Here is a 21,727-nt window from a genome sequence, read left to right as displayed (position 1 = left end):
AAATATTAAGCTATGAAAATGAAGTTTTTAAATTAGGAATTGAGGAGAACAGCATGAAATACAAAGTTATATTATTCGACGTAGATGATACATTATTAGATTTTCCTGAAACGGAAAGAAACGCATTACATAACGCGTTTGTACAGTTTGGCATGTCTACAGGGTATGATGATTATCTTGCAAGTTATAAAGAGATTAGTAATGGATTATGGGGAGATTTAGAAAATAAAATGATTACGCTAAGTGAATTAGCGGTAGATCGATTTAGACAATTATTTGAACTTCATAGTATAGAAGTAGATGCGCAGCAATTTAGTGATGTATACCTTGAAAACTTAGGGAAAGAAGTACATCTTATAGAAGGTGCAGTGCAATTATGTGAGAATCTTCGAGATTGCAAGTTAGGTATCATTACGAACGGATATACAAAAGTTCAACAATCAAGAGTTGGAAATTCGCCGTTATGTAACTTCTTTGATCATATTATTATTTCTGAAGAGGTTGGTCATCAAAAGCCAGCACGTGAGATTTTTGATTATGCATTTGAAAAGTTTGGGATTACGGATAAATCAAGTGTACTAATGGTTGGAGATTCGCTAACTTCTGATATGAAAGGCGGAGAAGATTACGGTATTGATACGTGTTGGTATAATCCGAGTCTAAAAGAAAATACGATGGGTGTTAAGCCGACTTATGAAGTGGAGAGTCTGCTACAAATTTTAGAAATTGTGGAAGTGGCGGAAGAAAAGGTAGCCTCATTTTAATCGTGTTGAGATTTGACGAATCGTCGATATAATTTCATATACTAAGATATGGAACAAAAAAAATGGCACCAAGTCAAAACAATTTTACTGAAATAAAATTAGAACCATTTAAACAAGCTGAAATTAAAATTTGAGGATTAATGTGGAGAAGGTTTTAGAAAACAGAAATAACACTAAATAATATTTTAAGCTGTTTGTAATTGGTCATTACAAACAGCTTAAAAATAAAAAAGATTGCTTCTTAGGATTTGAGCAATCTTTTTTATTTTTTTAGGAGATGAAATGTATATTTTTGTACCCTATTTCCATCAAGTAAAAAAATGTTTGTTCCCCAGTAATGAAAAAAATGAATTTAATTCTCATAAATAACTGTAAAGTGGTAAAAATTTCGTTTTGGGGGTAATTCAACATTTTAAGTTAATGGGTATGGGGTGGAATCTTTTCCTTGTTTAGACTGGATATCCGCCTGTTGGCGGTGGCCAAGCACTAAATAATCTGCGAATCAGCACAATTTCTCCTAAATGGTAGGAGTTGTGAGATGCAATATTGCGTAGAACACCGCCAGGGGTTTCACCAGGCCATTCCTCCAATGTTTTGTCCAATTGAACAGTTTGGGCAATCGTGCATGCCTGTTCAATCCCTTGAAGAAAATACTGAATAATCTGTTGCCACTCTTCCTCACTGGCAGGCCCTTCTTCTTCAGGCCAGCTTTCTTTTACATGGGCAGGCAATGCAGGCTTCTTCCCCTGAGCGGATAATAAGAGAAAATCTTGCCAGTAGGTCATGTGTTTTACTAATTGATAAATAGAATAAGGCAGTTCCTCTCTGCGTTTTCCCGCAAGCGCCATGTCTATATCCGACAAAGCATTTTTGATGGGAAGATGTCCTCGTTCTCCTCTTAACGATTTTACTAATGCTTGGCTAAATGCTTTATTTGATTGATCCATAATAATTGACTCCCATCCTGTTTTATTTTCTAATTTGCTGATTTTAAGGTTCTGCCTCTTTTATATGTACTAAATAAAATTATAGAAGATTTACGACTATTAAGAGAAAGTAAAATAAGGCAAAAATAACAAGAATCACTGACTTCTTAACGCACAGGAAATCGTTGGTTTTTATTTAAATAGTACCTTAATGTACAATTGTAGTAACAGATAAATCAAAGGTTCGAATGACAATATCCAGGTCTGCAATAATGTCAGCCACTTTTGATTTTAGCTTTTCCGATTCCTCCTGAATTTTATCCAATTGATTTTATTGTGAATGAACTATGAGTTGATTATAATGATTAGAGTGAACTCTAAGTCAAGAGAAAAATAATAAAAGGATAGTTATTCTATTATGAGGGAGTTCGCAAAGCAAAAATAGTGTTTCTATACTAAGGTCATTTACGTGTTATAATACATGAATTAAATGTGTATATATACATAGTTTCTCAGAGTGATGCAATGTTAGGTATGAGCTGTGTAACAACTAGAGGTGAGTAAAGGATGTTAACGTTTTTATTTGAGTTAGACAAGAGTCTCCCGCAGAAGGATGAGCCACGGTATGTTGCTTATGCAAAGGGCTTTATCGAAGGGGATTTAACGATTTGTGTGGGTGACAGAGTACTTTTTCAGAAGTCATGCATGAAGGTCGCAGAGCTGGGCATTTATTTAGGACAGTGGATGGAGCAAGTTGAACACGGGCAGAACGAACATATGAATTATGAAACGACTGATCGTGATGAGGTAATTCTTGGTTTCTTTTATGAAGAGGACAATCAGTGGAGGATTTCTTCCAGTTGGCAAGAATTTGAACTTCAGGAACGTATATCTACTACAACATTAGTAGAGAGCGTGCAACGCTATTTGTATGAGCTAAATAAGGAACTGCGCGCGATAGAATATCCTGTGACGTTTGATCAGTACTTAAGAGGAGAGCGAATGATGCAGCTTTCTTACAAACGATTGTGTGATAGTAAAGCGGATACGACGTCGATAGAGGTTTACAATGAAAGCAAACAAGTAGGCATAGTACGGGGCTATTATAAAAATACGTTGATGAAAGTGCTAGACTTCATTCCGAAAGTTGGCAGTAATATCATTTATGAAATAAAGGATAGTAAGGACAATATTCGCGTCATTGCAAAGGATGTAAGTAGGCAGCGCCAAAGAAAAATTTTAGTAACGTACATCGATAATAATGATACAGAGCATGAAATACTTGTATGTGATGGAAAGTTATTGGATGCAAACTTCTTATTTACCTTTACATATAAGACAGAAGAATATGTTGTTCAAAAAACTTCACTTGGGCTTGGAAAGTTATTACGAAAGGGCTATGTAATCGCAGATTGGAATATTCGTCTTGAGGAAGATATGTATCACATCGAGATGAATGTATTTGATGATGATTATATTGAGGATCAATACTTACTGTTAGGCGTATTTCATGCGGTTTTGTATGGGTGATAAATGAGAAATACCTGTATTTATTCTTCATGGGAAGGATACAGGTATTTTTTATGTCGTTCTGGTGACTTGGTGCCCTTTGTTAATCCTCAAAAATAAAAATCTCATCAATCGTACTATGTAGTACCCTCGCTATATCGTGAGCAAGTTGTAAGGAAGGGTTATACTTTCCTTTTTCAAGGTGGCTAATTGTTTCACGACGTACCCCAACTTGTTTCGCTAAATCTTCTTGTGTCATGTTCAATTTGGCACGGTATTCTTTTATTTTCGTTACGAACGCCATGGCGCATCTTCCATTTCATCAACAGGTTTATCGTAAAAGAATATAGAGAAACCGAAAGTAAGAATGAGTGTGCTGAAAATAATCGCGATATCCACTTCTTGTAATGTACTAATTGGAAATAGCATTTCAATAAACATAATGATAGCGGTAGTTAGTAACGTAACGATAAATGCATTGCGGCAAGATTTATTGACGATTTGTTCAAACAGTTCATCATGATGAACTTTTCTATACGTTGTGAAAAAGGAGAAGAAACAGAACATAGTAAACAATCCTTTTTCATAAAAAAATCCGAGAAACCCAAAGAAACCAAGAAATCCTAAATATTTAATCCAAGTCGTTTTCATGATAGGTCCTCCTTATAATGTTAGAAATAAGTCACATTATGCTATAAATATATCACATATGGATATGAATGGTAATAATAGTTTTCCAGTTCTCTTCATAATAATAGTAAAAAGAGGAAATATGCTGCGAAATAAAGAGGATAATATTGTAAAATGGTTGTAAGGAGGGGGAGGAAGAAATGCTAACTGGGATAATGATTGTTGTATTACTTGTAGTGATTACTGTAATTGCGACGGTGTTAATTGGGCGGAATGGTGATGCGAATTATAGTAAAGCGACAAAAGGGAATATTAAACGTCTTACGATGATTTATATTATACTAGCTGTCGTTTTAATCGTTGGATTAGGAGTTTACATTTATTTTAAAGGTTGAATAAACTGAAAAATACAAAAATCTAAAAATAGAAGTATGCTATAATATCAATATAGTTATTTGGTAATTAAGGAAAGGATTGGATGGAATGATTGAAATTACGAATGTGTCAAAAAGTTATAATGGATCTACTTATGCAGTAAAAGATTTAAGTTTATCGGTACCTAGCGGAGAAATTTTTGGGTTTTTAGGACCGAATGGTGCGGGTAAATCAACGACAATTAAGATGATTACTGGTATTCACGGAGTGGATAAAGGGACTATTACGATCAACGGCAAAGATATTATGAAAAATCCGATGGAAGCGAAAAAGACGTTTGGTTATGTTCCGGATAGTCCAGATATGTTTTTGCGATTAAAAGGAATTGAATATTTAAACTTTATGGCAGATATGTATGAAGTACCGAAAGAAGTAAGACAAGAGCGAATAGAGTCTTTAGCGAAGAAGTTTGATCTTTATAATGCGTTATCTGATCAAATTCAAAGTTATTCACACGGTATGAGACAAAAGATTGTTATTATTGGTGTGCTCGTGCATGAACCGGATGTATGGATTTTAGATGAACCGTTAACAGGGCTTGATCCGAAATCGGCATATATTTTAAAAGAAATGATGAGAGAGCATGCAGATAAAGGGAAAATTGTATTTTTCTCTACACACGTATTAGAAGTAGCGGAAAAAATATGTGACCGCGTTGCGATTATTAATAAGGGGAATTTGCAGTTTAAAGGAAATTTAGATGAAATGAGAGATCATTTTAAATCCAATGAATCACTTGAAAAAATGTTCTTGGAGATGACGGGAAATGAGTAAAATATGGACGTTAACGAAAGTATTATTGAAATTAAATTATGCAGATTTCATAACAGATAAGAAGAAGCGATGGGCGTATTTATTTTCATTTGCAGCAATATTATTTGTAGGTTTTTTAATATTTGGTTCGATGACCCACGGAATGTATGAAGGAATGGTACATCTCGGACAGAATCCAGCGATTATAATAGCAATGGGATTAGCGATTGCTAGTATATGGGTGTTTTTGATGAGTATTATGAACATTTTAACAGTGTTTTACTATAGTAATGATGTTGAAATGTTACTACCGTTACCGTTAAAACCAGCGCAAATTATTTCTGCAAAATTCTTTACGGTGTTAATTACACAATACGTAATGAGTTCGTTTATTTTATGGCCTATCTTTATTACTTACGGTTTAAAGAGCGGTGCTTTCATTACATATTATATTTATATGGTTGTCATTTACATATTCTTCCCGATCGTTCCGTTAGTGTTAGCTTCGTTAATTATGACACTTATTATGAGGTATACGAATATAGCGAAAAACAAAGACCGAGGAAATATATTTATTGGAATCGTAAGCATACTATTTATTGTAGGAATTAATGTATTTATGCAGTGGAGAAATAAAAGTGCAGTATCTGGAGCTGGAGATTCAGTTGCGAATTACCTTGCAAATAATCAATCCTCCCTCTTCATACAAATGACAAATTATTTTCCGACTACATATTTTGGTGCAATGGGATTAGTAGAAAATGCATCGTGGAAAGGTCTATTATACGTTCTTATTTACATTCTTATTTCTATCGCGTTCTTCGGACTGTTTTATTACATTGCAGAGCGTACATATTTAAAAGGGGTTATCGGACTTTCAACGAGTACAGCAAAGAAAGAGGTCATTTCAGCAGAAGGTTTACAGAAATCAACGGTACAAAGTTCTCATTTAAAAGCATATGTGAAAAAAGAATTTAAAACGTTATTCCGTACACCGCAATTTTTCTTAAATTGCATTGTGCAAACTTTTGTAATGCCGATTATGCTGTTCTTTATTTTATTTGTACAAGATGGAAATTTAAAGTTTATTACGGAATATGTAAACAATCCAGAACAAGCCGGGTTTGCAATTGGTGCGGGACTTTGTGCATCGTTATTTTTAATGGGAAATAACGTAATTGCAACGACGTCATTCTCTCGAGATGGAAGCGCATGGTTTGTGAATCGTTATTTACCAGTAAAAGCTTCGGATATCTTTTTTGCGAAAGCGATAACTGCCTGGTTAATTAATATAATTATTTTAGCAGTATTCGGTATTACGATGGCAGTTGTAGCGGGAGTTTCTCCAGTCTTTATGATACTTTGGTTCTTACTAAGTGCGAACGGTTTATTGTTAATCAATTTAATCGGTACACGCTGGGATGCACAAACTGCAGATATTCATTGGGATACAGAGCAGAAATTATTTAAAAGCCGATATACAACTTTGTGGAATTTTTTAGCTAATATTTTAATAGCTTTAGTTATTGTAGCAGGTGTAAGTGTATTATACTTCGTCCTTCATGTAGGGCTTTGGGTTATGTTTATTGTTTTATTTGTACTATTTACGATTGTAAATTATATCTTTATTAAAATTTTAAAATTAGGCGCAGAACGTATATTGTCAAATATTCAATAAGAAGATAGATCCTCTGTATTCGTGCAGGGGATTTATCCATAGATGGAGGAGAAATGGTGAAGAAAATAGCAATTGTAACAGGGGCAACTCGTCTGAATGGAATTGGTGCGGCTGTATGCAAGGTGCTTGCTCAAAAGGGGATAGACATTTTTTTCACGTATTGGCCTCAGTATGATAAAGCGATGCCATGGGGAATGAATGATCAAGAACCCTTTGTGTTGAAAAAGGAGATTGAAAGTTACGGTGTTCGATGTGAAATGGCAGAAATCAACTTATCACAGTCTTATTCGCCTAATCGTGTATTGTATATGGTATCAGAACGCTTAGGTGAGCCATCTATTCTTATTAATAATGCGGCATATTCTACTCATACGAAAATTGAAGAGTTAGATGTAGAACAGTTAGATAAACATTATACGGTCAATGTTCGTGCTCCTATGTTATTAAGTTCATTATTTATTAAACATTTTTCACTCAAAACAAGTGGAAGTGTTATAAATCTTACTTCTGGGCAGTCACTAGAGCCAATGCCAGATGAACTGGCATATGTAGCAACGAAAGGAGCAATTGAAGCATTTACAAAATCAGTAGCACCAGTTGCGATGGAGAAAGGGATTACAGTGAATGCTGTTGATCCAGGACCGACGAGTACAGGATGGATTACAGAGGAGCTAAAGCATCATTTAGTGTGGAAGTTCCCGCAAGGTAGAGTTGGAGAATCCATGGATGCTGCACGTTTAATTTCTTTTTTAGTAAGTGAAGAGGCGAAGTGGGTTACAGGGCAAATCATTCATTCAAATGGTGGTTACTCATAAAAATATTATGTTAACAAATATTCAAAAACAAAAAATGAAAGAAAATTTTATTTTTTTGTATAAATAAAATGTCAAGAAAGATCAAAATTTGATAGGAGAGTATATCGTCATATGAAGATAGTAATTCTTTATGTGACAATATACTCTTTTTCTTTTACAGCAGAGAAGAAAAATGAAGTAGAAGAAACTCGAATATTAAAATGAGTTTATCAGTTTTTGTACGTATTATTATGAAGATTACTGTCGGAAAGATGGTGATTCGTGTGAAAAGGGATTTTTTAAGGGGAAATCGAATCGTAAAGGGGAGGATAAATTAAGTAAACATAGGGGGATTTATATGAAAATGAAAAAGGTCGCTATCGCATCGATAACAATTGGTACAATGCTTACTATAGCAGCTTGTAGTCCTTCGGCAGATAAAGAGACAGAAAAGAAGGAGCAAGTAACGGCACAAAATGAAGGCGAAGCAAAAACGACAAGTACAGATGAAGCGTCAAAAACAACGAAAGATACTGAAAAAGAAACAAATACTTCTTCAAACGAAAAAACAGATAAGGATGCAAAAAATACGAAAGAATCATCTGGAACAGAAAATAACGGCAAAACATCAACTCAAAACGAGAATGTGAAAACAAAAGAAAAAGAAACGACAGGTAAAACGAATGACCAAACGACTAGCGGAAAAACAACAGATCAAAGTACAAGTACAAACTCAAACGGAAAAACAACGAAAGATCCGAAGAAAAGCGTAGCTGTGAAAACAAATGTAAAAGAAGTTGTTGCTTTAATTGATAGCTTAGACAAGCAATTAGCTGCTAACCCTAAATTGGAAACAGTGAATAAGCTTGGAAAACAAATTAATGAGAAATGGGATGTAATTGAGAAAGATTTAGAAGCATCGCACCCAACTGACTTTAAAACCATTGGCCAAAGTATGTATCCGTTAATTGTAGGAGCGGAGAAAGAAAAAATAGATGTTACTAAAATGAAGTCATTAACGACGAAAACGAAAAAAGATTTAAATCTTTTATTGACGAAGTTATCGTAGTGTGAAAAGAGCCTACTCGTGTGAGTAGGCTTCTTTTAGGTTGAGAGTTTATTTTAAAGTTAATGGGAAACCTATCAAAAAAAGGATGGTGGCAAAAATGACAATCGATCGAATTTGTACAATTGGACCAGCAAGCAATAATAAAGAAACGTTAGCTCAGCTAATAAAGAATGGTATGAAAATTGTTCGGCTAAATTTATCACATGGCACGCATGAAAGTCATAAAGACATCATTCGTTTAGTGAAATCTTTAGATGATTCTATTAAATTTTTAGGTGATGTACAAGGTCCTAAAATAAGATTAGGTGAAATGAACGGAGAACAAGTTACACTCAAGGCGGGCAATTCTTTTATTTTACATACACAACCAGTTACAGGGAGTAATACAGAAGCAAGTGTCGATTATGTTGGGATTGCGAATGATGTGAAAGTTGGAAGTAGAATTTTGATTAATGATGGAGAAGTTGAATTAATTGTTGAAAAGGTAAGTGCAGAAAAAATAGAAACAAAGATCAAAACAGGTGGTAATATCTCATCTCATAAAGGGGTGAATTTACCAGGGGCGACAGTTAGCTTACCAGCTATTACAGAGAAAGATAAAAAAGATATTCAGTTTCTTTTAGAAGAAGAGGTTGATTTTATCGCGTGTTCTTTCGTACGAAAACCTAGTCATATAAAGGAAATACGGGATTTTATAAAGCAGCATAAAGAATCTTCCCCGAGTTTAATTGCAAAAATTGAAACGATGGAAGCGATTGAGAATTTTCAAGATATATGTAAAGAAGCGGATGGAATTATGATTGCAAGGGGTGATTTAGGAGTAGAGTTACCGTATCAATTTATTCCGCTCTTACAAAAAATGATGATTCATGAGTGTAATCGAACGAATACATATGTCATTACAGCAACACAAATGCTTCAATCTATGGTAGATCATTCTATTCCTACAAGAGCTGAGGTAACTGATGTATTTCAAGCTGTACTGGACGGAACGAATGCAGTTATGCTTTCAGCTGAAAGTGCATCAGGAGAACATCCAATTGAAAGTGTGAGAACACTACGCCTCGTTTCTGAATTTGCAGAGCATGTGAAAAAAGATGGTCCTTTTGCGATGAAAGATGTACTGGAATTGCTGCATAAGTCTCTTTAGTATGAAAATATATAGTTATCGATTATAGTATTAATTGGATACTTATGCTAAACCAGCGAAAATTTGTTGTTCTTTCTGTATGAATTTAACTTTTTTATGGAAAGATATGCTAGTAAGTATACGATATGAACGTTCTATTTTTTAGAGTGTGATAGGAGGAGAATGAATATGTCAGATATTGAAGTAGGCGAAATCTTTAGCCTTAGCGATGAGAATAATGAGGAACAAGAAGTTGAAGTGCTTGGAGCGATGGATGTCGAAGGAGCAGAATACATTGCGGTTGCCTTTGTAGAAGACATTCAAACAGAAACCGAGGAAGACATTGATATCTTCTTTTTAAAAGTAGAAGAAGATGACGAATTCTCATACATTGAAAATGATGAGGAATTTGAAAAAGTATCGGCTGCGTTTGAGAAGATTTTGGACGAACAAGAACAAGAGTAGTTTGACACAAGAGGGGGGATGCAAATCTGCCCTCTTTTTTGTATAGGGTTGAATAACTTTTCTCTAATTTCTGTTTTTCAATCCACTATGAATCATACACTTCTTTTGTGTTCGTGGAAGCCGCATCTAGTAAGAGAGAAATCGCCGCTATAATATGTATAGCGATTTGTATATAAGGAAAAAAAGCAATTAGAATAGAGAGGATTCCTATATAATTAGCATAGGCTTTCATGCCTTCCTTTTTAGCTAATACAATAGTAATGATATGTAAAGTAATTACTATAAGAAACGGTATCCCGTATAAGTTAACTAGTCCTTGAAGTAAATAACAAGGAATTAATAAAAGATGGGAGATACCTGTAGTCCACTTTAGTACTTTCACAAATGCTTTCAAAATTAATCCTCCTAAGACGATTCATATCTATATATTACCAAATATAACAGATGATTGGATATTAAAGATTTGTAGTTTTAAGTTGATTGTAATTATTTTATGTTAACTAATTGTTAGTTATATATTGAATAGAAAAACCATCTCAATGAGGGGAGGAAGATCATACACATTAAATAGTAAATAAAAGTCCATGCAACTCGATTTTTCTGGTTGATATCATCTATCTAAAAATTTGTATACAAAATCCCTCCTAAAGGTTTATAGTGCGTTTTAAGGTATGAAGGGATTTTTAGTTCATGACATAATATATCCATTGTTTTTAGGGAACAGTAATTCAAAACTTTAAACAATGGAGGTTACAATAATGAAAAAAGCGGCTGTCCCAAAAGTATTTTGGAGCAGCTCTTTGCAATTATCGTCACTTTTTGTCGGTAAATTGATATTTCATGTAGAATCGTTGATATATTGTGATTTGTGATAGATATATTTAAAAAATCGTTAATATAATTTCACTTACCAAGGCATTGTTCATCAAGGGAAAGAAAAAGGGCTGTCACGTCGGACAGCCACTTTTTAGTTTACATAACTTACATGTTGAAAACACTTCACATGGTAGGCACATTAAAATAATTATTTAACGTATTATCTTTCAAAGAAGAAAGGGGGACTTTCACTTCAGTACCTTCCTTCATATTCCGCAGTACAACGATTTCTGCACATAGTTCTTCTTCACCAATTATAAGTACATACGGGATATTTTCTTTGTTTGCGTAATTAAGGGCACGTTTTAGTTTGCGTCCTGCTAGTTCAAGTTCGATTTTTAATGAAATAGTGGTGCGCAGTTGCTGGGCAATTTGCAAGCATTGTAATTCTGTCCCGAGTGGAATGATAAATAAATCGGCTGTAGATGATATTGTTTCTTTTTGTGAGAGAGCTGTATAAATAACATCTAAACCGAATGAAATACCGACTGTTGGATAGTTCATATTATCACCACGGAATGCGCCGATAATATTATCGTAACGACCACCGCTACCAATGCTAGATGTAATCGTGCCATCTTTTAGGAATATTTCATACACAGTACCTGTATACATTGTGAGTCCTCGTGCTAAAAATGGATTGAATATCGTATTTTCATTCATTCCGAGGGCGATTAAATATTGCTGCAATTGTTTTAATTCGTTTATTCCATCGGTAACGAGTGGATTATTAAATGCTTCTTCAAATTCAGTAAGCGTAAACTTCATACAAGATAAAACGGTACTACATATTGACTCTACTGTTTGCTTGGTAATCCCTCGCGCTAATAAATCTTTCCTTACACCTTCAATTCCAATCTTTTCAATTTTGTCTAATGATAAAATTACGTCACTCGTTAATTCGGCAGGAATGTTCATAGATTGGAGAATCCCATTTAATAATTTTCGGTTATTATATTGAATGGTTACTTCTAAGTTTAACGTTCGGAACAGTTCAAATGCCATGCTCATGAGTTCAGCTTCTGCCATGACTGATTCTACACCAACTATATCAACGTCGCATTGAATGAACTCACGGAACCTCCCTTGTTTAATCGGACCATCTCGAAATACTTTCCCAATTTCATAGCGTTTAAAAGGGAGGCGAATATTTGGATTCATTGCCACAACTTTTGCGAATGGAATTGTTAAATCGTATCGTAAGGCAAGTTCGCGTTTTCCTTGATCTTGAAGTGTATATATTTCTTTTAATATCTCATCACCACCACCGTACTTGTAAGACATAAGTTCATACATATTTAACGTTGGTGTTTCTAATGGTTTACAGCCATAACGTTCAAACGTATCTTCACAAGCTCTTTTAATTTTATTTCGCAGTACTTGTTCCTCTGGTAAGTAGTCTTTCGTTCCTTTTACATTTTTCATTTCCATCATAATCACTCCTCTTTTAAATTAAAAAAAGCTATGCGGGTATAAAAATACCCACATAGCTTTATGAACGCTTCGTGGGTCAACAGGAAAAGCCCTGTACCCACGAAGAAAAAATTTTCTCCGGATACACGGCGTTACGTATGATGATGAAGTTGGAAAGAAGTATTAATAGTACGCATTGCAAATCTCTCCTTAACATAAGTTTTTCCAAATTATATCAGATATTTTTTGAATTATCAATATTTTTAGTTTTGAAATATACGTGAAGTTATGTAGGAGAAATGGAAAAGGGTGTATAATAAAACTTAATAATATGAAATAACCTTTTAAGGAGACCGCTATGAAAAAAGATAAAACAAATGCGATGCGAATATTAGATAAAGAAAAAATCGAATATTCGATGATGTCATATAATCCAGACGACGGAAAAATTGATGGAGTATCAGTAGCTGAGAAAATTGGACGAGAAGTGAGAGAAGTATATAAAACGTTAATCGCTCAAGGAAATAGTAAAAATTATCATGTGTTTATCATTCCAGTAGATGAGGAATTGAATTTAAAGGCTGCCGCAAAAGCAGTAAGTGAAAAGAAAATTGAAATGATTCCTGTAAAAGATATTACGAAAGTGTCAGGATACATTCGCGGCGGTTGTTCACCGATCGGCATGAAGAAGTTATTTTCTACATGTATTGATGCGAGTGCTCAATCACTTGAAACGATTATTGTAAGCGGAGGGAAAATCGGTATACAAATTGAGCTTAAAGTTGATGACTTGGCGAAAGTGACGAGAGCACAGTTTGGTGAGATAACGAAATAATTATACATAGGAAAAGAAGTTCTAGTTTTATGGAGCTCCTTTTTATTTTGGACGGATGTTTCCTAACGGTTGATTTTGTTAATGAAAGTTGACTTTAAATCCATATTTTGTGTGAAATGAAAAAATATAATAATAGTATGAGGTGATACAGTAAGAAAAATTTATGTTCATAAAATTATTGCGGATAAGAGAAAAGAAAAGGGAGTTACATAGGAAGAGTTAGCGGCGTATATCGGTATTACAAAAGCATCTGTTTCGAAATGGGAGACGGGGCAAAGTTATCCGGCTGTTTATAAATGTCGCTTCAAACCCACGAAAGAAATGGCCTTGTGTAACTAAATCTACTCCAGAAACCGATACACGCTCATCACAATGATTCTTTAAAGCACCATCATAAGAAATCACTCTTTTTTATTTCCCCCGCTATTTGTGTGAGTCGGGCTGCCCGTAAACCCCACTGATTATAGTTTCACTTTATAGCAAAGATTTAAAAAAATTGTGAATTTCATAGAAAATAAGTGGTATATGAAGTTAAATGTTAGGTATTGTTTTATCCATTTCAATGGTTGAAATCGCAAAAAAGAACTATACTAGTTCCTATCATTCTCTTTAATAATTGTTTGAAATGCTCTTACATATTGATTTATCTGGGAGAATGTATAGATTTCGATTGATTATATGTAATGAAAAATGAAGGTGTTATGTAGCTATTATGATGTAAATTAGAAGAAGTGTAAGGAGGAAGGTATATCTACTAAAATAGCGAGATATACTAAATTAAACATGAGTATTAGATTGAATAAAAAAGTAGTAGCATTAACAGCAGGACTAACGGTATTATCCTCATCGATGGTATCGTTTGCAGAAGAACAACAATCTGTAAATAACCATCAATCTATAAGTGTTCAAGAACAAGTCGGAACAGATCAACTTCAAGTATCAGACGAACAAGCTTTAAAAAGTATTGAAGAAAGTTTTGAAGGGGTAGATGGACGTGGTGGAGGTACTGTCGATAATAAGAAAGTGGACAGTCTTCAAAGTTCAGAAGGTATTTATGAAGAAACGGGTACATTAACGGTCCCTAACAATTCAAATAGAACAAAGCGTAGTCTTTCTTTCTCAGCACCTACAGTTTCTAGTACGATAAACGGGGTTCCATTCACGGAATGGATTGTTCCAGCAGGTAACGAGAATATTCGTCCTCAAAACCATATGATTCCAAAGTATATTACAATTCATGAGACTGATAATAAAAGCGTAGGAGCAGGAGCTAAGAACCACGCTCAATACTTATATAACCAAGCGGTAGGGAACACAGACCGAGCTGCATCATGGCATTTTACAGTAGATGATAAAGAAATTTATCAACACTTACCATTAAACGAGAACGGATGGCACGCAGGAGACGGTGATGGACCAGGTAATAGAGAATCTATTGCAATTGAAATCGCAGTTAACAGTGATGGTGACTACAATAAGGCAGTGGATAATGCTAAGAAACTTGCAGCTTATTTAATGAAAGAAACGGGTGTACCATTAAACAACATCGTAAAACACCAAAAATGGAGTGGTAAAAACTGTCCCGATATTATGATTAATAGTGGACAATGGGTACCATTCGTAAATGGCGTTGAAGGATATTATAATAAATTTTATCAACCAACAGACGATATAACAGGAGGTTGGTATGAACCGGCTATTCGTGATTTGAATAGAAGAGGTATTATGGTAGGAGAAGGAAACGGCATTTTTGCGCCTAATAGATCTGTAACAAGAGCTGAGTTTGCGCAATTAATCTCTAATTCTCTAAGTCTTCCAGCTGGAGATGCAACGTTTAAAGATATAAATGATGTAAATCAAACTTTACGAGATGGTATTAAACGTACTGCAAGTGCAGGCATCATTTCTGGTAGAGGAGACGGTAATTTTGACCCTAACACACCTATTACAAGAGAAGAAGCGGCAGTCATTGTAAATAAAGCTTTACAGTATAAAGGAATAAATGGTCCATTGGCAAACTTACCATTTGCAGATAAAGATCAAATTATCTATAAAGAAGCTGTACAAAGATTATACGGCTTAGGTATTGTAAAAGGTATGGGAGATAACCTGTATGTCCCTAAAGGAACAACAACTCGTGGTGAAACTGCAGCATTCATTTTAAACATGCTTCAAGTTATTGAAACTGGGAATGTTCAAACAGGAATTGGTACGGTTGAAATAAATGGTATTGGGGTAAATGTTCGCAGCGGAGCAGGATCTAGCTACTCTGTTGTTAGAAAAGCAAGCAAAGGTGAAAAAGCTACAGTATACGAAGAAAAGAATGGCTGGCTAAGAATTGGTACAGATGAGTGGATTTATAATGAGCCTAGCTACATCGTCTATACGAAAGATAAAAATTAAATAGTTAAGAAGTAAGTCATACATCACATATTTCATTTATTCCCAGGCAATGGACAGCATTTTCTCCATTGCCTGTTTTTGTGTTTCAGTTTTTTAATAGTTATATAGAAATTTGAAATGGAGTTAGAAGGAAGAGTAATTTTCTGTAAAATATTGGACGTTTTAGGTTAGTTTAGCATATAGGTTTTTCAGTTTTTTACGTAATTTAATATTTGTGAACGAGGGTTTTCGTTGTTTGATGGTGTGAAAAACGAACGTTTTTTTTAAAAAATCGAAAAATATTCATATTTTAATTGCGAATATACAAAAGGTTTGTTATATTACCAATATAATAATTTTAAATAACACCACTCGTATATACTCGGTAATATGGTCCGAGCGTTTCTACCTAGTTCCCAATGAAAGAACTGGACTACGGGTTAAAGTATTCGGTCGCTCTATGTAATGTGCGCTACCGATCTATAATTTTGCATATGCTTAATTAACTTTGACTACCGTAGTTCTAGAAAGTAGAGGTTCTTCTACAATTTCTAGAACTTTTTTGTTTGGACCAAAAGTATCGAGTATAGAAAACAACAAGAGAAAGAGGAGATTATTTATGAAGAAGAATACGTTGAAAAAATGTGCTGCCCTAGTAACTACTGTTGCATTGTCATTCTCGATACTTGCGGGGTGTAATGCGAGTCCGAAACAAGTTGAGGCAAGAAGCAATCAAAAACCAATCTTAATTCAAGGGCCAATGCCGATAGAAGCTGAAAAGTTTGCAAAAAGGTTAAAAAATGTGAAAGAAGAAAAGTCTGGAACTTTCGTATTTTATAAAGGAACTGTTGACAATTATCCTGTAATCGTAGCGAAAACAGGTAAAGGAATGGAAAATACAGCAGCCGCTACAGCGGTGGCTATTGAAAAATATAAGCCTATAGCGATTATTAACCAAGGAACATCAGGTGGACACGATCCAAATTTAAACGTATTTGATATTGTTTTAGGGAAAAAAGTCGCGAATATAGGTTCATTAAAAACAACAAATATGAACGAGAACCAAGGAATTGAGCCGACAAAATGGATATCTATGGACTTAATGGCCTCTGAAGGGAGTGCGGGAGAAGATCCAAATGCTGAGAAAATCCGATACTACGAGGGAGATAAGGATTTACTTGCAGCAGCGAATGCGGTAAAAGACACATATACAAAAGGTAAAGTTGTGGAAGGTACGATTGGTTCAGCAGATGTTTGGAATAATGAAGTGGATAGAATTAAGTGGTTCCATACAAAATACGGTACATCTGTAGAAGAAATGGAAGGTGCTGCAGCAGCACAAATCGCAAAAGCTTATGACGTACCATTCTTAGGAATTCGAGTATTATCTAACAATAAAACAAACGGCGGAAAATATAATCCAAATACAGCAGCGGCAAATCAAGAATATGTATATGAAGTAGTTAAAAAGTATATCGATACGTTGCCAAATAAATAAAATTATTTCTAGTAAAGAAGCGTCAAGTAACCCTGAATTGAACGACAAAAGTTGTTTGTTTCGGGGTATTTGTTGTTTGCGTATTTAGTAAAATACATCTTTTTACAATCAATTTTTCTAAGATAAAATGTTTACATACAAATTGTTGCAACATTAGACAGGGAAACGAAAATAATCCAAGAATAAGTTATATAGAAAGAAAAAGGAAAAGAGGGAAAAAGATGTGGAAAACTACGGATCTATGTGATGAGTTTGAAAAAGAATTACAAATATGCCGCCAGTCTTTTCGGTCTTTTGGGAAGAAAGAACAATTCCATGGGAAAATTGCAACGGTAAAAGTGAAGGATGATAATGTACTAGTGAAGGAAGGATTGCAAACATTACCAGAAGGAACGGTATTAGTTGTTGATGGAGGAGGTTCTACGAATTGTGCGTTACTCGGCGATAATTTGGCAGCTATTGCGGAAGAAAGAAAGCTGGCAGGGATTATTGTGAATGGATATGTTCGTGATTCTAGTGAACTAAAGAATATTAATATTGGTATTTTAGCGTTAGGGACGATGCCAAATAGAAGTGTTAAAGAGGGAAAAGGAGAAAGAAATATTTCAGTGCAATTTGGACAAGTGGAATGGAAGCCAAATGAATATGTTTATGCGGATGAAGATGGGGTTATTATTAGTGAAAAGAGTTTGCATAGTTAAGAGATTAGAAAGTTATTATTCTTACAAAATAAATCCGATAAAGCGTGGACAAAATCCTTTGTCAATAGTAAAATAATACAGAAATTTATAATTTACAGAATGTATAGGTTTATCGTTTTACGATAACTTAAATGGAAGTTAGTTTTGCCTAGAAAAGTGAATGTTATCACAATGATACGTTCATAAACGAAATTATTTTTCCTATACAAATATAGCCGCGAATTATGTGGGTAGGAGGTGTTGTGCATTTTTGTTCGACACTTACAAAAAGAGAGTGTCAATCGCACGCCCTTGAAGGGCCTTTTTTTGTGTAAATGGTAGTAAGGGAGGAAATTTTGGGATGGCAATGTTAAAAAAATGGCTGCTTACGTCGTTAATGGCAGTTACACTTGTATTTGTTTCTTTTGCGAATACAGTACATATTACGTTTGCTGAAGGAAATACAGCAAAACTTGCAATTATTGGTGAATCACAAAAAGGCATTATGTTATGTCCGAAAGAAGAGCAAATTGAAGATGGGGAAACAGCTTTAAGTTTGCTGCAAAAAGTCATGGGGGACAAAGTAACATCTGAAACGATGTCGTTTGGAACGTATGTAAAAGGCATTGACGGCTTAATGGCTGGGGACACAAGCGGTTGGATGTATGATGTAAATGATAAATCTGCACAAGTTGGAGCAGATAGTTATAAATTAGAGTCTGGAGACGTTGTTGTATTCCGCTTCGTTTCAGACTGGAGCAATATGAGTCAAGAAACATTACAACAAACATTAGATAAATTTGGAACTTGTAAAACTGTTGAAGAACCAAAGACAGATGATCCAAAGCAAGAAAAACCAGAAGAACCGAAGACAGATGATCCAAAACAAGAAAAACCAGAAGAACCGAAGACAGATGATCCAAAACAAGAGAACATTCAAGTTCCAGCAGCACAAGTAAACGAAGCAATTTCCAAAACGTCTGAAAAGATGTTACAAGATGGAATTGAAAGTGATTGGGTAGCTTTAGGGCTTTCTCGTTCTGGAAAGAATGTACCAATTGAGGCGAAATTAAATTATGTAAAGGCAGTAACAGAAAAAGTGGAAAAGCGTATTAATCGTTTTTCAGCAACAGATTTAGCTAGAACGATTATTATGATGAATGCAATGAATGCAGATCCTAAAAAGGTAGGCGAACATAACTTAGTTCAAAAATTGTATGAATCAGAGAAAGTGAATTCTGTTACAGGTTATGCATTTGCTTTACTTGCATTTGATACGAAGAAATATGAGATTCCAGTTGAATCAAAATGGAATCGAGTTGCGTTAGTAGAGTCACTTTTACAATCACAACACACAGATGGTGGCTGGACTTATGATAGTGCAAGCAGTAAAGAAAGTGCTAGTAGCGTTGATGTAACGGCTATGGTTTTATCAGCATTAGCACCTTATCATGATCGACCAGATGTGAAACCAGCTGTGCAAAAAGCTGTTGCGTATTTATATAAAGAGCAGCTAGAAAATGGCGGGTTTTCTGCAGATGGACAAGAAAATTCAAATAGTACTGCGCAAGCAATTATTGGATTATCACCTGTTAAAGATGTAGATCAAAATCGTCTTCATAAGGCAGTGCAAAATCTACTGTCATATCAACTTCCAAATGGTGAATTCAAATGGTTACCAAGTGATCAAAATGGTAGCGGAATGGCTACAGAGCAAGCGTTATTAGCTTTAATTCAGTTTACAGAGCCTGGAAAATCGATTTATGATTGGTCAAATGTATCTGTTCCTGAAATCGATACAAAACCTAATGTGGATTCAGAAAATGTTGTAGTAGAAAAAGAAGTTACTGAAGAACCACAAGAACAAAAGCAAGTGCAACAAGAAACAAAAAATGAAAATGTAAAAGTTGTTGTAGATAACGAACCGGTTGGAAATAAAAAATCCGGAAACGGTAGCATGCTACCAAAAACAGGAGCATCTTCTCATAGTGCGGCTGCAGAAGTAGGTATGGGTGTATTATGTATTGCTTCCGCATATGTATTATGGAGACGTAAAGCAGCTTAACCAAAATTAGGAGCAATCATTTGCTCCTAATTTTCGTATGAAAGGTGAGAGATAACATGAGTAAGGTGAAATGGTTCATTTCTTTAATGCTTTCGCTCGGGCTACTTGCCGGATGTGAAGAGGCAGCTGTACAGCCAGAGAAGAAGGTAGAACCAAAGCAAGAAGAGGTAGCGAAACAAGAAGAACCGAAAGAAGAAGTGAAACCGGAAGAGAAAAAAGTTGAAGCTGAACCGGAGCAGAAACAACAAGAAGAGAAACAAGAACAAAAAGTAGAAGAGAAGCCGAAAGAGGAAAAGCAGCAGACACAACCAGAAGTAAAAAAAGAAGAGAAACCTCAGGAACAACCGGCCGCTACTAAACAACCAGAACAACAAAAAGCACAAGAAGAGAAACAACAGCAACCGAAAGCGCAAGAAGAAGCGAAGGTTGTTAATCAGCCGAAAGAAACACCGAAGCAGGAGCAAAAGGTTGATCCGAATAAAGAAGAGAAAACGATACCGACGCCGACCGTTCCAAAGCCTGAACCACCAAAAACAGATACAGTACCAGAACCACCTAAACCACAAGCAAAACAAGTCACTATCTCCGTAAAAGGTAATGAAGGATACTTATTAGGTGCGAAAAAGATTGATGTACAAGAAGGCGATACTGTTTATAAAGTATTGCAGCGTACAGGTTTAGATGTGGATGCGAGTGGCTCTAAAGGTGATATTTATGTAAAAGGGATTAATGATTTATATGAAAAAGATGTAAATGATAATAGTGGATGGAAATATCGTGTGAACGGTTCGTTTCCAAACCGTAGCGCAGGTGTAGTTACAGTTAAGCCAGGAGATACAATCGAATGGGTGTATGTATACTAAATTAAGAAAGGCATTCGGTAAAGGACTATGAAAATAAGTTTTTCTTCTTTACATCCTTTTGTGAATTTTTTCTATTATATCGGGGTGATGATACTATGTATGATGTGTCTTCATCCTCTTTTTTTAATTGGAGCAATACTATTAATTGTTAGTTTAAACGTGATGCAAGGAAATGGCGAAAAGATAAGAAAAATGTTACCGAGCACAATCATTTTCTTTTTTATGGTAATTTTATTTAATTCGTTATTAACGCATAGAGGGCGAACTACGCTATTTTGGTTAGGTGATAGTCGTATTAAACTTGAGGCGATTATGTTTGGACTAGTAATGGGGTTATTACTAGTTACGGTTATGTTCACGTTTGCGTCTTATAATGATATTATTTCGAGTCATAAATTTTTATATTTGTTTTCAAGAATTTCACCGAAAGTGGCATTGTTAACGATGATTACAGTGAGATTTGTTCCTTTGTTTATTAGACGATTACAGAAAATTACACTCGTCCAAAAAACGAAAGGTGTACAAGTTGACGCAGGTTCCATTGTGGAACGAGTGAAAAATGGTATGCAGTTGCTGCAAGTATTATTAATTTGTTCGTTAGAAGATGCACTGCAAACGGCCGATTCTATGCAAGCTCGTGGATTTGGTGTAACGAAGCGTACAACGTATATTCGGTATAGAATGGAAAGACGCGATTGGTACACGCTCAGTTATTTAACGATTCTACTTATAATTGCTATTATATGTAGTACGTATGGCGGAGGAAAGTTAATCATTTATCCGAAAGTCGAATCTATTTTATTTCAGCAATATGATGGAATAATGTTTGGTGTATTTACGATGTTTATTAGTCTACCAATTATAATGGAAGGAAGGGTAACTAACTGTTACGATTTATTTAACCAATTATAACCAAAGTTAATTAAATATATCAGTAAGCCCTGCTAGTCAAGTGATTGGCTA

General features: G+C 34.9%; 21 protein-coding genes, 2 pseudogenes and 1 riboswitch. Of the genes and pseudogenes, 17 read left to right on the top strand and 6 right to left on the bottom strand.

What is annotated here, in order from left to right:
• The first annotated feature begins 53 nt into the window (after positions 1–53).
• A complete protein-coding gene (locus MR065_RS23190) occupies positions 54–764 on the top strand; it encodes a YjjG family noncanonical pyrimidine nucleotidase (protein WP_242215204.1) in 711 nt (236 codons plus the stop codon).
• Between the two features lie 449 nt (positions 765–1,213).
• Here the strand turns inward: MR065_RS23190 and MR065_RS23185 are convergent, their stop codons facing one another.
• Both MR065_RS23185 and MR065_RS27795 read right to left on the bottom strand, forming a co-directional pair.
• On the bottom strand, positions 1,214–1,711 hold the full coding sequence (locus tag MR065_RS23185; RefSeq protein WP_242215203.1) for a DinB family protein: 498 nt from the start codon (positions 1,709–1,711) through the stop codon (positions 1,214–1,216).
• 190 nt (positions 1,712–1,901) lie between these two features.
• Positions 1,902–2,000, bottom strand: a pseudogene (locus tag MR065_RS27795) (SDR family NAD(P)-dependent oxidoreductase); the annotation flags it as partial.
• Positions 2,001–2,257: 257 nt separating this feature from the next.
• Here MR065_RS27795 and MR065_RS23180 point away from each other — a divergent pair.
• Positions 2,258–3,220 carry a tubby C-terminal domain-like protein gene (locus MR065_RS23180; RefSeq protein ID WP_242215202.1) on the top strand — a complete coding sequence of 321 codons (963 nt, stop codon included), beginning with the start codon at positions 2,258–2,260 and terminating at the stop codon, positions 3,218–3,220.
• An 82-nt stretch (positions 3,221–3,302) separates the two neighbouring features.
• On the opposite strand, the gene MR065_RS23175 is transcribed toward MR065_RS23180, so the two are convergent.
• Both MR065_RS23175 and MR065_RS23170 read right to left on the bottom strand, forming a co-directional pair.
• Positions 3,303–3,503, bottom strand: a complete 201-nt coding sequence (locus MR065_RS23175; protein WP_097903336.1) for a helix-turn-helix transcriptional regulator — start codon at positions 3,501–3,503, stop codon at positions 3,303–3,305.
• Entirely contained in the window at positions 3,491–3,850 is a 360-nt protein-coding gene (locus MR065_RS23170; RefSeq protein WP_242215201.1) for a DUF3796 domain-containing protein, read from the bottom strand. The genes MR065_RS23175 and MR065_RS23170 overlap by 13 nt, the downstream gene beginning before the upstream one ends.
• 179 nt (positions 3,851–4,029) lie before the next feature.
• Here MR065_RS23170 and MR065_RS23165 point away from each other — a divergent pair, with 179 nt between their 5' ends.
• The 7 genes from MR065_RS23165 to MR065_RS23135 all read left to right on the top strand — a co-directional run bounded on the left by MR065_RS23165 (position 4,030) and on the right by MR065_RS23135 (position 10,152).
• Positions 4,030–4,224, top strand: coding sequence for a hypothetical protein (locus tag MR065_RS23165; RefSeq protein ID WP_088229727.1), 195 nt, complete (start codon positions 4,030–4,032; stop codon positions 4,222–4,224).
• A gap of 88 nt (positions 4,225–4,312) precedes the next feature.
• A complete protein-coding gene (locus MR065_RS23160; protein ID WP_000570199.1) occupies positions 4,313–5,038 on the top strand; it encodes an ABC transporter ATP-binding protein in 726 nt (241 codons plus the stop codon).
• The gene (locus MR065_RS23155; RefSeq protein ID WP_242215200.1) at positions 5,031–6,695 is read left to right on the top strand and encodes a putative ABC transporter permease subunit; all 1,665 of its coding nucleotides are present in this window, start codon (positions 5,031–5,033) and stop codon (positions 6,693–6,695) included. The genes MR065_RS23160 and MR065_RS23155 overlap by 8 nt, the downstream gene beginning before the upstream one ends.
• Before the next feature lie 56 nt (positions 6,696–6,751).
• Positions 6,752–7,510 carry an SDR family oxidoreductase gene (locus MR065_RS23150; protein WP_242215199.1) on the top strand — a complete coding sequence of 253 codons (759 nt, stop codon included), beginning with the start codon at positions 6,752–6,754 and terminating at the stop codon, positions 7,508–7,510.
• Between the two features lie 337 nt (positions 7,511–7,847).
• Positions 7,848–8,558 (top strand): hypothetical protein, encoded by a 711-nt coding sequence (locus MR065_RS23145; RefSeq protein ID WP_242215198.1) that lies wholly within the window; start codon positions 7,848–7,850, stop codon positions 8,556–8,558.
• A gap of 97 nt (positions 8,559–8,655) precedes the next feature.
• The gene (locus MR065_RS23140; protein WP_242215197.1) at positions 8,656–9,708 is read left to right on the top strand and encodes a pyruvate kinase; all 1,053 of its coding nucleotides are present in this window, start codon (positions 8,656–8,658) and stop codon (positions 9,706–9,708) included.
• Positions 9,709–9,876: 168 nt separating this feature from the next.
• Positions 9,877–10,152 carry a DUF1292 domain-containing protein gene (locus MR065_RS23135; protein ID WP_098991658.1) on the top strand — a complete coding sequence of 92 codons (276 nt, stop codon included), beginning with the start codon at positions 9,877–9,879 and terminating at the stop codon, positions 10,150–10,152.
• Positions 10,153–10,237: 85 nt separating this feature from the next.
• Here MR065_RS23135 and MR065_RS23130 read toward each other — a convergent pair whose 3' ends face one another.
• Both MR065_RS23130 and MR065_RS23125 read right to left on the bottom strand, forming a co-directional pair.
• A complete protein-coding gene (locus MR065_RS23130; protein ID WP_242215196.1) occupies positions 10,238–10,546 on the bottom strand; it encodes a hypothetical protein in 309 nt (102 codons plus the stop codon).
• Positions 10,547–11,151: 605 nt separating this feature from the next.
• Positions 11,152–12,462: a histidine--tRNA ligase gene (locus MR065_RS23125; protein WP_396022390.1), complete on the bottom strand. Its 1,311-nt coding sequence runs from the start codon at positions 12,460–12,462 to the stop codon at positions 11,152–11,154.
• A gap of 337 nt (positions 12,463–12,799) precedes the next feature.
• Between MR065_RS23125 and ybaK the strand changes: the two genes are divergently transcribed.
• The 8 genes and pseudogenes from ybaK to MR065_RS23085 all read left to right on the top strand — a co-directional run bounded on the left by ybaK (position 12,800) and on the right by MR065_RS23085 (position 21,676).
• Positions 12,800–13,276, top strand: coding sequence for a Cys-tRNA(Pro) deacylase (gene ybaK, locus MR065_RS23120; protein ID WP_242215194.1), 477 nt, complete (start codon positions 12,800–12,802; stop codon positions 13,274–13,276).
• 159 nt (positions 13,277–13,435) lie between these two features.
• Positions 13,436–13,567: pseudogene (locus MR065_RS23115) on the top strand (helix-turn-helix domain-containing protein); the annotation flags it as partial.
• Between the two features lie 492 nt (positions 13,568–14,059).
• On the top strand, positions 14,060–15,679 hold the full coding sequence (locus tag MR065_RS23110) for an S-layer homology domain-containing protein (protein ID WP_242215193.1): 1,620 nt from the start codon (positions 14,060–14,062) through the stop codon (positions 15,677–15,679).
• 331 nt (positions 15,680–16,010) lie between these two features.
• A riboswitch (purine riboswitch) is annotated at positions 16,011–16,114 on the top strand.
• A gap of 163 nt (positions 16,115–16,277) precedes the next feature.
• Entirely contained in the window at positions 16,278–17,156 is an 879-nt protein-coding gene (locus tag MR065_RS23105; RefSeq protein WP_242215192.1) for a 5'-methylthioadenosine/S-adenosylhomocysteine nucleosidase, read from the top strand.
• Between the two features lie 221 nt (positions 17,157–17,377).
• Positions 17,378–17,857 (top strand): ribonuclease E activity regulator RraA, encoded by a 480-nt coding sequence (gene rraA, locus MR065_RS23100; protein ID WP_242215191.1) that lies wholly within the window; start codon positions 17,378–17,380, stop codon positions 17,855–17,857.
• Positions 17,858–18,197: 340 nt separating this feature from the next.
• The gene (locus MR065_RS23095; RefSeq protein ID WP_242215190.1) at positions 18,198–19,901 is read left to right on the top strand and encodes a DUF4430 domain-containing protein; all 1,704 of its coding nucleotides are present in this window, start codon (positions 18,198–18,200) and stop codon (positions 19,899–19,901) included.
• A 56-nt stretch (positions 19,902–19,957) separates the two neighbouring features.
• Positions 19,958–20,764 (top strand): DUF4430 domain-containing protein, encoded by an 807-nt coding sequence (locus MR065_RS23090; protein ID WP_242215189.1) that lies wholly within the window; start codon positions 19,958–19,960, stop codon positions 20,762–20,764.
• A gap of 27 nt (positions 20,765–20,791) precedes the next feature.
• Positions 20,792–21,676 (top strand): energy-coupling factor transporter transmembrane component T, encoded by an 885-nt coding sequence (locus MR065_RS23085; RefSeq protein WP_242215188.1) that lies wholly within the window; start codon positions 20,792–20,794, stop codon positions 21,674–21,676.
• Positions 21,677–21,727: the final 51 nt, after the last annotated feature.

This window comes from Bacillus cereus group sp. BfR-BA-01383 (assembly GCF_022663495.1).
Taxonomy (GTDB): Bacteria; Bacillota; Bacilli; order Bacillales; family Bacillaceae_G; genus Bacillus_A; species Bacillus_A cereus_AU.
Note: the sequence above shows the minus strand (reverse complement) of the source record. Positions and strands in the feature narration are given on the sequence as shown.